Here is a 14,846-nt window from a genome sequence, read left to right as displayed (position 1 = left end):
CCACCCCCCCCCACTCCCCCCACCCCCCCCCCCCCCCCTCCCCCCCTCCCCCCCCCCCCCCCCCCCCCCCCCCCCCCCCCCCTCCCCCCCTCCCCCCCCTCCCCCCCCCCTCCCCCACTCCCCCACTCCCCTACTCCCCTACTCCCCCACTCCCCCCCTCCCCCACTCCCCACTCCCCCACTCCCCCACTCCCTATTTATTTGACTTTAAACTTACTAGCAGTCGCTAATAAATCCTGTGCCATTCCAGTTAAGCTTTGAAAAACATGGGCAATTTCTTGAGATTCCCCAAAGGTTTTGTTAGCGATTTCTGCCACATCATTCATGGATTTAGTAACTGTACCAGATTGCTGCATTTGTACTTGGGTGGCTTCAGTAATGCGTTCAATTAATTGACTAATTTCCGCAGTTGCAGACACAATGGCATTAAGATTTTGACGAGTTTCATTAACTAAGTTTGTTCCTTCGACAACTTGCTGAATCCCTGTTTCCATTGCTACGGCAACTTCCCCAGTTTCCGCTTGAATCTCCTGAACTAATTTTTCAATTTCGATAGTTGCGGCTGCTGACTGACGAGATAAAGAACGGACTTCATCAGCTACTACTGCAAAGCCTTTCCCATATTCACCGGCTCTAGTGGCTTCAATAGCTGCATTCAGAGCTAGAACGTTAGTTTGAGTGGCAAAGCTACTAATCAGATTTACAACTTTGGAGATTTTTTGAGATGATTCACTCAGACGTTTAATCTTTTTGCTGGTTTGAGCTACGGTTTCTCGAATGGCTTGAATAGCATTAACTGTTTCATTCATCGCGGTATCGCCAGAATCTACAGTTTTGTTGGCTTGTTGGACGGCTATCTGTACTAATTGGGCATTATTTACTACCGCTTGTGTAGAATTTACCATCTGTTGCAGATCACTTAAAGCCTTAGTGATTTCCCCAGATTGTTGTTCGGCTAAATGAGTCAATCCCACCAGTGAGGTACTGCTATTACTGGAGGTTTGGGCTACCTGTTGAGAAGCTGTTTGTACTTGAATAACGATCTGCTGTAGTGCTTGCACAGTCCCGTTATAAGCATCAGCAATTGTTCCTATTTCATCCTCAGTAATGGGGGCGCGGACTGTCAAATCCCCTTTGAGGGCTGGTTTCAGGGCAATTAGCAGTTGAATGGAACGCTGTTGGAGTAGTTCTTTGGCTGCTTTTTCTCTTGTTGCTGCTTCTGATAGTTTGGTTGATTGGGTTTGTAGCTGTTGTAAGAATTCTGTTTGTTGCAAAGCTAGTCCTAATTGATCACCAATCCGCGCTAACAAATTGGTTTCAGGCTCTTCCCAATGGCGGGTACTAGAGTTTTGATAAACTGCCAGTAGTCCCCAGAGTTTTTCGCCAAATAGGATGGGGACAATTGCATAGGCTTTGGCTTCAAATCCTTCCAGGAGTTCAATGTAACAAGTATCAAAGCTGGCTTGATAAATGTCGTTGACTATTAATTTGCGACCTTTTTTATAATCACCACCGTTCATGGCTTGCAAACAAGGGTCATTAAAGGCGGTTTTTAGTTCGGATGTAACTAGTTTGATCCAACCTGGAGCTACTGATTCGGCGACAAAATGACCACCCCAGTCTGAGGTGAATTTATAGACTGCGACGCGATCGCATTTAAATAGTTGGCGGATATCTTGGGTGGTAGATTTGAAAATTTCTTCGATCCCGGAAGTTAAGGACTGACGAATTTGGTTAACAATCTTGGAGAAGGTTTTTTCCTGTTCAACTATCTGGGCAATTTTAGCAGATTGTTGTCGTAATCTATCTAGATAATCAACTTGGGATTTAGCTAGGCTAAATTGCAATCCTATTTGAGTTAAAAAGTTGGCTTCTGAAGTTTGCCATTCACGGGTTGCAGAATTCTGATAGGCTGCTAATAAGCCCCATAATTTTTCTTCAAAAAAGATGGGGACGATGATGTAGGCTTTAACTTCAATCTGCTCTAAAATCTCGATATGACATTGAGCATAACCAACTTGATAGATATCATTAACTACAGAGATTTCACCTTTGGCGTATCTACCACCTTGGGTTTCTTGGAGGTGGCTATCTTCCCAAACCATTTGGAAGTCTGGTGTTACTACTTTTTTCCAACCCATACCTACTGATTCGGCGATAAATTTACCACTCCAATCAGGGAGAAATTGATAGACTCCCACGCGATCGCATTGCAGAGCCTGACGAACTTCCTGGGTAGTTGTTTTGAATATTTCTTCTACATCTAAGGATTGACGAATGCGGTTAACAATTTTATTGATGGCTTTTTCTTGTTCAGCCCGTTGTGCTAGTTCTTCTGACTTAGATTCTAGGGTTTGTAGATAATCTATCTGAGTTTTAGCTAGGCTAAATTGTAAACTTACCTGAGATAAAAAGTTAACTTCTGAAGATTGCCATTCATGAGGTGCTGAATTTTGATAAGCTGCTAATAAACCCCATAATTTATCGCCAAAGAAAATTGGGACATTGATATAAGCTTTAGCTTCAAACTGCTCTAATAATTCTAGATAACAAGGGGTAATATTGGCTTGATAGATATCATTTACCGCTATGGCTTCCCCTTTAGCAAACCGCCCGCCCTTGGTTTCTTGCAGATAAGTATCTTCAATGATATCTGTCAGGTCTGTACTAACTAATTTACCCCAACCATTGCTCACTGATTCTGCAACAAACTTACCGCTAAAATCTGGATAAAATTGATAAACTGCAACCCGATCACATCGCAAAACCTGACGTAGTTCCTGAGTAGCAATTTTAAAGATTTCTCCCATATCCAAAGATTGCCGGATGCGGTTAATAATCTTAGTTAAAGCCTTTTCCTGTTTGGTAATCTGAGTTAATTGTTCAGTTTGTTTTTGTACTTTTCCTAGATATTCTCCTTGGGAAACAGCTACACCAAATTGTGAACCAATCTGATTTAAAAAGCTGACTTCCCAATCTTGCCATTCCCGCGCTCCAGTATTTTGATAAGCTGCTAATAAACCCCACAATTTTTCCCCAGAAAAGATGGGAGAAATTATATAAGCTTTGGCTTCAAACTGTTCTAAAACATCAATGTGACATTGGGCTAAACCTATTTTATAGGTGTCATTAACGACAAAGGTTTCTCCATTGGCATATCTACCACCTTTTGTCTCTTGAAGGTGGGTATCTTCCCAAACCATTTTATAATCGGGGGTGACAACTTTCACCCAATTATTTCCCACAGATTCGGAGACAAATTGACCACTCCAATCATCACTAAAACGATACACCCCAACGCGATCGCATTTCAATAGTTGGCGGACTTCTTGAGTAGTTGTTTGAAAGATTTTTTCGACATCTGGCTGTTGTAAAATCTTGGTAATAACTTTCGCTGCTGACTGTTTAGCTAGGGAAGATTGTTTTAGTTCTTTTTGTAATTTAAATCCTTGAACTCTATAAGTGATTTCTGTGGTAATTTGTGATAAAAGTGTGGTTTCTGTTTCTTGCCATTGTCGAGGTATGCCACAGCTATGAACTACCAATAAACCCCACACTTTACTATCAATAAAAATAGGTAAGCTCAAACTAGCTCTAACTTGAAATTTTTCGAGTAGCTGCTTTTGGTAGGGGGTAACTTGAATTTTACTAATATCGTCAATAATTACAGGTTCTAAATAATCTGCACTGGTATAAACACCAAACACGATAGCCGCCAGAGTTTCATTAATCGCAGGTGTCCAACCAGTGCTTCTTGATTCAGCTAAAACAGTTCCAGTATCATCTGTGTTAAACTTATAAACTAAGACGCGATCGCATACTAACTTAGCTTTAATTTCTGCTACTGTTACAAATAATAACTTCTCCAAATCCCCAACTAGGCGCATTTTAGTAGTTATCTCTTGAAATCGCTGTCTCCAGATTTTAAATTCCTGGGCAATTAAACTTTTACTAGATGAATCATAATTAGATCCATTGCCATTATCTTTTTTCTTTTCTTCATTTTCTGATGTACTAAAAATGTTTCCAGCATCTTCATTTTGGTTTTGATATAAAGTTGTCATGCTATTAACCTCAATAATTGTAGTAAAGTGTAGGGAATAGAGAATAGAGAATAGAGAATAGAGAATAGAGAATAGAGAATAGAGAATAGAGAATAGAGAATAGAGAATAGAGAATAGAGAATAGAGAATAGAGAATAGAGAATAAAAATTATGATTACTAAACTTCTTATTCTTTATTGACTCCTGACTCCTTATTTAACTATGTGTTGTCCAGATAGAAGTTTGCAGCATTGCTGAAGCATCCAAATTAAAAATCATTTGTTCAGAATCATTAATGAAATATCCCTGCAAAAAAGGTATCATTTCTGGATAGAAAACCTCCCCAGATGGTTGTTTCATTTGCTGGGTATCCAACCAATCAATATCTATGAGTTGACGGATTAATATTCCCAAATACTTACCTTCATGTTCTACCACTAATGCCATCATTTTGGACAAAACATTTGACCCTTGTAAAAGTGGTGGATAACCTAGCATTTCCTCCAAGTCAACCAACCACAACATTTCCCCCCGCCAATTATAAATTCCGACAACACAATTAGGCATTTGGGGAACACCACATATTTCTGTTAGTGGTATTTGTACAACTTCTGTAATTTGCTCCAGGGGAATTACTGCTGTATCTCTGACTCCTAAAGAAAAGCTCAAAAATTTTTGTTTGGTTTCCAAAATTAGTGTCCCCTACCCTCAATAATTCTTTTTAGCCCCTGAAAATGCAGATTGCTTTACCGAAAGGGTACAGACTTCTTCAAATTTTAAATCTAAAACCTAAAATCTAAAATTCGGTGACTAACCCACAATTCATCATTTAATCAATCTTTTTAAAGTCAGCACTAATTCTTCCTTATCTACTGGTTTAGCTAAATAAGCATCAGCACCTAACATATTCCCCCACATTTTATCTACATCACTGCTTTTAGTAGAGCAAAAAACTACAGGAATATTACTAGTTTCGGTATTATCTTTTAACTCCCGACAAATTTCATAGCCGCTTTTATCCGGCAAAATTACATCCAAAACTATTACATCCGGTTTATTCCTACCTATTTTAGATTGTGCTTCTGCACTATTTGTAGCGCAAACCACAAAATAACCAGCTTGCTGTAAGTATTTACTGATAACTTCCATATCAGTTAAGCCATCTTCTACTACTAAAACGGTACTCATAACAATTACCTATTGAATTCTTTTAAAAAGATTTAATGCTGGTGGCAACCAACAAAACAATCAACAGTTAGCATTGTTAATCTTAACACTATTTTATTATTACTATCTCAGTAAAAATCATGAACTTTTTTCAAGATATCTCAATCCAAGAGTCGGTAAATACTGATTCTTATGTATATTACCTGTTTTTATCACTAATTGAGGTCAAAAATTTTTCTTACTGGTAGCTTCTAAATTAGTATCATGATTATTGTTTGATAAATTGGGGACGCGTAAATATTTACGAACTACATTCATAACCCGATCTGCTACGATTGGTTTAGAAATAAAGTCTGTAGAGCCGACAACTTTCGCCCGAACTCTATCTATTAAACCATCATTACCAGTTAATATGATTACTGGTGTCTCCGCAAAAGCGGAAATTCTGCGTAATTGTGTACATACTTCATAGCCACTGGCTATGGGCATAATCAAATCTAAGAAAATTAAATCTGGCTTTTGTTGGATGATAATAGGTAAAGCTTGGATAGCGTCTTGGATTTTAATAAATCTCAGTCCATGACGGGTCATAATTCCTTCTAAGATGTTACACACCTGGGGACTGTCATCTACACAAACTATTAATGGAGGAGCTTGATTTTTGGGGTTTCTACTAGTGGAACTACTAGATTCGACTGTTAAGGGTAAATCAGGTACTGATACTAACTCAATAATGCCTTTAAGAATATAGGGAAGTAGGGAACGTGCTACAGGCATGACATCTTGTTTCATTCTGATGCTTAACTCCCGTAATGTGGATTGACCATTAATTAAACTCACAAAATTTTTATATACAGATGGATTTACCATTTGCTGTAGTTGTTCTGGTCGGCGTAAAACTGGCGCTAAATTAGGAGAAATATTTGTTAGTCCAGCTTGTGACCAAATTGACCACGCATCTTGCATTTGTTTAATGGACATATCTGCATTTGTGAAGCTCATAGGCATTTCTAATATGATTTTCTGGCTGTAATTGCAGGTGACAGCCGCAAAACCTAGTTCCTGAGCTAGATCAAAAAATAATTCAGCTACAGTGTTTTCCACAATGGCATGAATTTTTTCTCTTTGAATTTTCTGTCTTTTATGTAGCATCTCTATGAGATTATAATCCCAATGGTCAATAGCTATATCTTCATAACGACAGCGAATTTTAGTGATATCAATATCAGGACAATGTTGAGCCATGTTTCTGCGCCAACGTCTGAAGGGATGATCACTACCTATAGCCCATACTATTCTACCTAAACGGTAGTAGAAAGTCCATTCTCGTCCTTTAGAACTTTTGATATTTAGTTGTCCGTTATATTGGACTTGAGTACACTTTTTAAATTCGTTGAATAGGTTTTGCGCTTCTGTTACTTCTGGTTTGGTCATCATACTTTCCCTGAAAATTTATTGATTTAGTATTTATAAAAATCCATGTTTGGCTTGTTTGACAAGCATTTGACAATTTAATTGGGAGGATTAATACCTATGCCGACTTTCTAAATATAGATATGCAAACCAATAAAATCTTTACGATATTATTAATAGGGCTTCAGACGTTTGGCGAGGGTATTGGAGGATTACACACAAATGTAATTTAGTTATTGTTATGTAACAGTACTCGATATTTAGAATAGTAAGTAATTGGACAAAAATATTTACAGTCATTGCGAGCGAAGGGAAGCAATCACAACCCTTGGAATTGCTTCATTTCACTTCGTTCCATATGGCTAACGCCACGCAACGCTTACGCAATGACATTGTGTAATTAATTCTGTCTCACTACTTAGTAAATATTAAAAAGTCTCAGATTAATTTAGCGGTATGCAATTAACCATCTGTTTTATTTACTCAATAATCCTGTAATATTATACTCATTTTGTCTATGATACTATATCAGTAATAACGCTTATTTTTAGGGTACAAGAAACCGTAAGTAATTATCAATTACCCATTTTTAATTCTGTTTTGTGATGTTGGTAAATTTAGTAGTTAAGTATTCTGATTGTAGCTGTTTACAGCTAGTCGAAGATTACCGTGATGGGCTGCTAATAGTTTTTTACCTGCTTCTTGGTCTAAGCTAGTCCAGTGCATTAATAATGCTAATTTCACCCATTTACCGCTATGTTCTAGTAAAAAACCAGCGGCTTCTCGACTTAAACCAGTGAGGTCTTGTAAGATGCGTAAAGCGCGATCGCGTAATTTTTGATTAGTGACAGCGACATCAACCATGCGATTCCCATAGACCTTACCTAGTTTCACCATTACCCCCGTCGAGAGAGTATTCAAAACTAATTTTGTCACTGTTCCTGCTTTCAAGCGAGTAGAGCCAGCTAAAACTTCTGGACCTGTCAACAACCGAATATCAATATCAGCTTCAATACTAACTTGTTCGGCGGGAACACAGGCGATAAAAATAGTCTTAGCTCCCCGTTGACGTGCTGCGTTAATGGCACCGTGAACAAAAGGAGTTGTTCCCCCAGCAGTAATACCGACGACTACATCCAATTGAGTAATTTGTCGTTGAGCGATCGCACTTTCCCCATCTTCAGACCGATCTTCCAAATCCTCAGAACTGCGGACTAATGCTCCCGCACCACCAGCAATAATCCCTTGTACCAATTCTGGGGAAGTGCAGAAAGTCGGTGGACACTCAGCAGCATCCAATACTCCTAATCTCCCACTCGTCCCTGCACCTACATAAAATAAACGTCCACCTTGACTTAGCCTTTCTGCTGTGCAGTCAATGGCTGCTGCTAACTGAACCTTCGCAGCCGCTACTGCTGCTACTGCTTTTTGGTCTTCGCTATTAAATAACTCCACCAATTCCAGGGAGTTAAGTTGGTCTAAATTGAGACTATTGGGATTAACTTGTTCGGTGAGTAAATGCCCTCGTTCCTGAAAATTTGTCATATACTTTGTGTCAGTTGTCAGTTGTTAGTTGTTAGTTGTCAGTTGTCAGTTGTCAGTTGTTAGTTGGTTAGTTAGTTGTTAGTTGTTAGTTGGTTAGTTGTCAGTTGTTAGTTGTCAGTCGTCAGTTTTTATTTACCCATAATGACTAATGACCAATGACTAATGACTAATTATAATAAACCTTCCAGTTTGCGTCGAATACTGTCTAAATCAGAATTAGCAATTTCTGGCGCAGGTGGACTGTAAGATAAAAAGTCTTCATCAGTATCCTCTATTTCTGGTTCAGGTTGCCAATCAGTTTGTTTGACATTCGTTTCTGGTGGCAATACTAATTCGTTATTTTCCGCTACAATTTCCCAGAGATAGCCAGTGCTTTCGCAAAATTCCTTAACATCATCAGCATTCATCATTTTCACTGTCGGGACAGCAAAATCCTGTGCTTCTAACATTAAAGCAAAGCGGGTGGCATCATCCTCTGACTCAAACATGAGGATTTTATTCCCTTCTATCCCTTGAGTATTGCTAATCCGAATGCTGTGAATCCCTTCATTATCAGTGCCAGCATTGAACATTAGTACAAAAACACGCATTGTTTATCCTTTGATCAGTTCTCTAATTTATCTTAAAGTTCAATACTGTATATTCATAAAAATCTCCAATAATTTTTGTGAGATTATTGGAAGTTAGGCATAGACCAAAAGACATAATTTGCAAATTCTACCAAAACCCAAGTTTTCATTTTCGCACTTATCCCGTTATACTCTAAGAGTTAAGAGACTTCCAAATAAAAAAATGTCCCAAAACTGATTCAGAAATTCTCTCTCTGTGTACTCTGTGCCTCTGTGGTTCGTTTCTTAGGATAATTTATTTCTTGGAAGTCTCTAAACGTAAAATTATGTCAATATTCATTTATATTTCTAGTGCTGTGGATAACCTTGAGGCTTGTCCGGTTTCAGTAATTAGTGTTTTGCCAGATATCTGGTAATCAAAGCGTGCAAACCTATGTCTAACTCTCCTAGTCAAAATTCTCGCCCCGGTAATTCTGGGATTAATCGCCTATGGTGGACGATAATTGGTCGTGCTGGCTTAGGTATAGGTGCTTTGTTATTATTAGGAATTATTGGTGGTGTTTGGCGATTAAAGGGTTTTGTTGATCATGATTTAGTACCATTAGCAACCCAAGGTCTTACTAATACTCTCAATCGTCCAGTAAAATTGGGAGCAGTTAAATCCTTTTCCCTGACTGGTGTTCAGTTTGCCGCTTCGGAGATTCCCGCTACACCGACAGATCCAGATCGGGTAAATGTCAAAGCAGTAGATGTAGGATTTGATATTTGGAAGTTAGTTATTAACCGCAATCTTCGATTAGATGTAACTTTAATTAATCCAGATGTTTATGTTGAGCAGGATAGGCAGGGAAGCTGGTTAACGACTACTATCGCTCCACCTACGGAGGCAGGACTGATTAAAACCGATTTAGATAAATTGCGGTTTCGGGATGCAAATTTGGTATTAGTGCCGAAAGTTAGTGAAGGGGCAAAAATTTCTTTACCAGTCCCTGTGGGATTTTCTGGGGTTAATGGCACGGCTCAACTCTTCTTAGATAAAAATCGCCTAATTAAATTAGACTTGGCTGGTAAGGCTGTCAGTGGGGGTGATATTACCATTGTTGGCGATTTAATTCCTGAGAAAACTTTAGTTGGGGATTTTCGACTTAAAGCTCAAAATCTTCTTGCCGCAGATATTACCCGGATTGTAACTTTACCACTGATTTTACAGACTGGTAAGGTTAATGGTGATTTGCGAATTAAGGTGATACCAAAGCAGAAAACCTTACTTTATGGCAATGCGGCTCTAGAAGGGGTGACGGTGCAAATTCCCAATCTGCCCCAATTGCTCAATAATAGTCAGGGAAATCTCAGTTTTGATGGACTGTTAATTAAATTAGATCATATAGTTACAAATTATGGAAAGATTCCGTTAACAGCATCGGGTACTATTGATCAGCAAGCAGGGTTTAATTTAAAAGGGCGTGTAAATGCGGTAAGTTTAGCTAATGCCCAAACAACGCTAAAGGTAAAGTTACCATTTCCGGTGAGTGGTATAGCTCAAGCCGATTTACAGATAGTGGGGAGAGTTTCTCAACCTGTATTGTCTGGTAATGTGAGGACGTTAAAAATTGCCCAAATTGATAAAGTTGATTTTGGGCAAGTTAGTAGTAAATTTGAGCTTATTAGTAGTCAATCTCTTCTGAAAATTACAGATATTCAAGGTAAAACTACCTATGGCGGCGAGGTTAAGGGTGGGGGGATAATTAAACTTGGTAAAGTATCGGCGCTGAACTTGCAATTACAAGCGGAAAATGTGCCTGGGGATGCGATCGCTCAAGTATATAATATCAAAACAGGCTTCCCCATTGGCCTGATGACAGCTACCGCGGAATTGAAGGGTGTGGCTACTAATACCCAAACTGTAGTTAAATGGCAAGCTCCTCAAGCCAAATACCCGGCAACAGGGACAAGTATTATTCATAGCGATCGCACAGTTTCCTTTAGTGATATAGTTGCCAAGGTTGGCGGCGGTATAGTTACTGGTAGTGGTAATTATAGTTATGATAGCAAGCGTTGGCAAGCTTTAACTCAAGCTAGTAAAATCCAATTAACATCTTTTGTTGACCAAAAACAGCAGGAAAATATTTCTCTAGCTGGGGCAGAATTTAACGGTAGGTTGCGTTTATCAGGAAATTCCTCGCCATTTCAAATAGAAACAATTATTCCTGAAAATGCCAATGTCAACATTGCAGGTGGCACAGTCAATATTTCCCAAATCCAATTAAATAACCAAAATTTTACCGCTTTGTTGCAAGGAAAAGACTTACGGTTAGCAACAATTGTTAAACAAGCTAACCCAATTTTAAATAATCCCCTATCAGGTAATTTTATGATTACCAGTAACAGGGAAAATTTCAGTCTAAAAACCTTTTCTGGAATCGGTGAAGCCTTTCTATATATTGGTGGAAGGACAATTAAAGCTGCTAATATTCAAGTAGCAGAAGGTCGCTATCAGGCGAAAATTCAAGCTGATAATATACCTTTAACAAAACTCGTAGGGGCGCAGGGCCTGCACCCAGAAATGCAGGGAATGATCACTGGTCAATTGCAAGTAGCGGGTTCGGTGGAATCATTCCAAGCAGAAACTATTCAAGGAGAAGGGAAAGGCTATTTAACATTACCTAGTGGTATAGTTAAAGCTTCCGAGATTCAACTGAATAATGGCCATTATCAAGCCTTGTTAGCTACTTCAGGTTTGCAATTAAAGCCTTTTAATCAGCAGTTAAAAGGACAGTTGGCAGGAAAGTTGCAAGTATCGGGAACTCTAGCTGCTCCCACATTAGCAGATGTAGCTGCTGTTGGTCAGGTGCGGTTGAGTCAAGGTTTATCAGGTATGGATGCACCTATTCAAGCTGATATTGGTTGGAATGGAGAAAAGCTAACTATTGATGGTTATAATAGTGCCAATTTTCAAGCTAATAGTTCAACGGCGCTCGCTATAAAAGGTTATTTATTAGCTAATGCTAAGAAATCGGGTATTCCAGAAATTACTGATGTTAATTTGAATATCCAGGCAAGAAACTATAGTCTGGAAGGATTGCCAGTGCAACTACCTGATCTTGTTGATATTGCTGGCAGATTGGATTTTAGCGGACAGGTGACGGGAAAACCTACCGCTCCAAATATTACAGCTAAGTTAGGGTTACGGAATTTAAAAGTTCAGGAATTGGCTTTTGAGCCATTATTGACTGGTAATTTAAATTCTGTGTCAGGACAGGGGTTGAGTTTAGATGTTGCTGGTGTGAAAGACCGCATAGCAGTTAATTTAGATGGTAATAATCGCCCAAAATCCATTTTAGTTCAGTGGCAACAAGCATTGTTATCAGGTACAGCAACAGGATCTGATTGGGATATAAATGTGACTAATTTTCCTTTAAAAGCTTTGAATATAGCTTTACCAGCAAATACTCCTTTAAGTCCAGGAGGAGTGAGAGGATTATTAACAGGGAATTTGCAAATTAATTCGCAGACATGGGCTACAACGGGAAATATAGCCATTGAAGAACCGGAACTGGGGAGAATTAAAGGCGATCGCTTTGCAACTCAACTGCGATACGATAATAATACCTTCATCCTCAATAACAGCGAACTTCGCAAAGGTGAAAGTAGATATACCTTTACTGCCAACATCAAACCCTGGGCAAAAAAACCGCAACTGCGAGCAAATATCAACATTGACAAAGGCAATATTCAAGACATTCTCACCGCAGCACAAATCTTTGATATTCAAGACTTCCAGCGGGGGTTAAACCCACCTATCTACGGCACGGCTGTGGATTTAACCACCCAATCTCAAGGCTTACCATTAGAGTCTCTATTTAACCAAATACAACGATTATCAGAAATTAATGCCCTACTAAATACCCAAAAACAAAAACGATTAGATACTCAACCTATCCCAGAATTAAGAGACTTAAAGGGGATTTTGAATGGTGACATTTCCATTAATACTGCCACAACGGATGAACCAAGAATAAAATTTAACCTCCAAGGACAAAATTTTACCTGGGGGAACCCAACAGAACCAAGTCGCTTTTATCGGGCAGAAAAAATCATAGCTGAAGGTGGTTTTACAGAAGGAACTTTGCGGTTACAACCTTTACGAATTCAATCGGAAAACAAGTTAATTGCCTTTACAGGTTACGTTAGTGGTAAAACCCAATCAGGTAAATTAACAGTTGAAAACTTTCCCATTCAGCGATTTAATAATTTAGTAAAACTGCCGCTGGGAATTACAGGTAAGCTAAAACTTAATGCAGCCATAGCAGGTAGTATTGCCAATCCTCAAGCTACAGGAGAATTAAACATTACAGAAGGAACAATTGATAAAAAACCAGTGGAATCAGCTAATGCTAGTTTCAGTTATGCTAATGGACGTTTAAACTTTGGTAGTCAGGTACTAGGAGTGGGGTCTGAACCTGCAAATATTGATGGTAGTATTCCCTATACTTTACCCTTTGCTTCTGAAAAATCGGACAGTGACAACGTTACTTTAAATGTCAATATCAAAAATGAAGGGTTGACACTTTTAAATCTCTTTACTAATGAGATAGCTTTTGAAAAGGGACAAGGAGAATTAGATTTAAAAGTTCGAGGAACTAGAAAACAACCTTTCGTGAAAGGAACTGCTTCTCTTGATAATGCTACCTTTAGCGCCCAAGCCTTACCAGGAAAGTTAACTAATGTGAATGGTAAAGCAATTTTTGATTTAACTCGTGTGTTTATCAAAAGTCTTGAAGGTAAATTTAGCAATGGTAAAGTGGAAGCTGTGGGAGAATTGCCAATTGCTAATAGTAAAAATGTGCAAATAGATATTCCCTTGATGGTTAATTTAAGACAATTATCTTTAAATCTCAAAGATTTATATCAAGGAGGTGCTAATGGTGATTTAACAATTACTGGTTCTCTTCTCCAACCAATAATTAGCGGTAATATAGAATTATTCAATGGTCAAGTATTGTTAGCAGAATCTAAAGATGAAAATTCATCATCTGCAAAAATTAATGACCTTAATAAACTAGATACAGCGGGTAAAATTACTAAGTTAAATGATTTAAAATTAAGATTAGGAAAAAATATCCAAATTTCTAAACCACCAGTGTTCAAGTTCCAAGCTTCTGGAGATCTAACTGTGAATGGTTCTTTAGCTGAACCCATACCAGATGGACCTATTAAGTTAACCAAAGGTACAGTAAACTTATTTACTACCCAGTTAAATTTAGCAAAAGGTTATCCACAAACTGCTACTTTTAGTCCTCGTCAACCCCGTGACCCTGATTTGAATATTCGCCTATTTGCGAAGGTTTTAGACATAACTCAAAATAGTGATTTAAGTAGACAAGGTTCTCTAGGTTTAGCAGGGTTAGAAACTGTGCGAGTAGAAGCTAGTATTAATGGTTTAGCTAGTCAAATTAATGATAATTTGCAATTAAAAAGTAATCCTTCCCGTTCAGAAACACAAATTGTCACCTTGCTAGGAGGCGGATTTGTTGACAATCAAGGACGTGGTGATAGTACCCTGGGTTTAATTAATATTGCCGGTTCGGCTGTTTTCAGTAATTTCCAAGGTGCATTTAATGAAATTGGTGATGCTTTTGGTTTAAGTGAATTGCGAATATTTCCCACTATTCTATCTGAAAGACCAGAAGCAGGGAGAAATAACTCATCTTTAGAATTAGCTTTAGAAGCAGGAATTGATATTTCTGCAAAATTCTCTCTTTCTACCATTAAAATCCTCACAGCAAATGATCCCTTACAATGGGGGGTTAATTACCGCATAAATAATCAATTCCGTGTCCGTTCTTCCACTAATTTAACTGATGATAGTCGGGCTGTAATTGAATTTGAAAGAAAATTTTGAGGAATCAAGCGGTAGGGGCGCAGGGCCTGCGCCCATTCAGAAGAATGAAGAATGAAGAATGAAGAATGAAGAATGAAATTTCTCCCCTACTCCCCTACTCCCCCTACTCCCCCTACTTCCCCCACTTCCCCCACTTCCCCCACTTCCCCTACTCCCCCTACTCCCCCTACTCCCCCTACTCCCCCTACTTCCCTACTCCCCCTACTTC

7 protein-coding genes are annotated in these 14,846 nt (G+C 38.7%); 1 reads left to right on the top strand and 6 read right to left on the bottom strand.

Translation table 11 applies throughout. The features are described from left to right. Positions 1 to 196: 196 nt before the first annotated feature. From HEQ36_RS21890 to HEQ36_RS21865, 6 genes are all read right to left on the bottom strand, one after another. On the bottom strand, positions 197 to 4,063 hold the full coding sequence (locus HEQ36_RS21890; RefSeq protein WP_168635483.1) for a GAF domain-containing protein: 3,867 nt from the start codon (positions 4,061 to 4,063) through the stop codon (positions 197 to 199). Between the two features lie 195 nt (positions 4,064 to 4,258). Continuing rightward, positions 4,259 to 4,732: a chemotaxis protein CheW gene (locus tag HEQ36_RS21885; protein WP_053539053.1), complete on the bottom strand. Its 474-nt coding sequence runs from the start codon at positions 4,730 to 4,732 to the stop codon at positions 4,259 to 4,261. Between the two features lie 135 nt (positions 4,733 to 4,867). Further along, positions 4,868 to 5,230 carry a response regulator transcription factor gene (locus HEQ36_RS21880; protein WP_053539054.1) on the bottom strand — a complete coding sequence of 121 codons (363 nt, stop codon included), beginning with the start codon at positions 5,228 to 5,230 and terminating at the stop codon, positions 4,868 to 4,870. A gap of 204 nt (positions 5,231 to 5,434) precedes the next feature. Continuing rightward, positions 5,435 to 6,643, bottom strand: coding sequence for a response regulator (locus tag HEQ36_RS21875; RefSeq protein WP_053539055.1), 1,209 nt, complete (start codon positions 6,641 to 6,643; stop codon positions 5,435 to 5,437). Between the two features lie 603 nt (positions 6,644 to 7,246). Further along, on the bottom strand, positions 7,247 to 8,167 hold the full coding sequence (murQ, locus tag HEQ36_RS21870; RefSeq protein ID WP_039204873.1) for an N-acetylmuramic acid 6-phosphate etherase: 921 nt from the start codon (positions 8,165 to 8,167) through the stop codon (positions 7,247 to 7,249). A 170-nt stretch (positions 8,168 to 8,337) separates the two neighbouring features. After that, the gene (locus HEQ36_RS21865) at positions 8,338 to 8,757 is read right to left on the bottom strand and encodes a DUF3110 domain-containing protein (protein WP_168635482.1); all 420 of its coding nucleotides are present in this window, start codon (positions 8,755 to 8,757) and stop codon (positions 8,338 to 8,340) included. Positions 8,758 to 9,169: 412 nt separating this feature from the next. Between HEQ36_RS21865 and HEQ36_RS21860 the strand changes: the two genes are divergently transcribed. Then, positions 9,170 to 14,638, top strand: coding sequence for a translocation/assembly module TamB domain-containing protein (locus tag HEQ36_RS21860; RefSeq protein WP_168635481.1), 5,469 nt, complete (start codon positions 9,170 to 9,172; stop codon positions 14,636 to 14,638). Positions 14,639 to 14,846: the final 208 nt, after the last annotated feature.

Source organism: Anabaena sp. 54 (genome assembly GCF_017355725.1).
Classification (GTDB): Bacteria; Cyanobacteriota; Cyanobacteriia; order Cyanobacteriales; family Nostocaceae; genus Dolichospermum; species Dolichospermum heterosporum.
This window is presented reverse-complemented; position numbering and strand designations above follow the sequence as displayed.

Bases quoted from the DNA above. Each gene is read 5' to 3' on its own strand.
- HEQ36_RS21890 (WP_168635483.1), bottom strand. From the start codon at position 4,063: ATGACAACTTTATATCAAAACCAAAATGAAGATGCTGGAAACATTTTT.
- HEQ36_RS21880 (WP_053539054.1), bottom strand. From the start codon at position 5,230: ATGAGTACCGTTTTAGTAGTAGAAGATGGCTTAACTGATATGGAAGTT.
- HEQ36_RS21875 (WP_053539055.1), bottom strand. From the start codon at position 6,643: ATGACCAAACCAGAAGTAACAGAAGCGCAAAACCTATTCAACGAATTT.
- murQ (WP_039204873.1), bottom strand. From the start codon at position 8,167: ATGACAAATTTTCAGGAACGAGGGCATTTACTCACCGAACAAGTTAAT.
- HEQ36_RS21865 (WP_168635482.1), bottom strand. From the start codon at position 8,757: ATGCGTGTTTTTGTACTAATGTTCAATGCTGGCACTGATAATGAAGGG.
- HEQ36_RS21860 (WP_168635481.1), top strand. From the start codon at position 9,170: ATGTCTAACTCTCCTAGTCAAAATTCTCGCCCCGGTAATTCTGGGATT.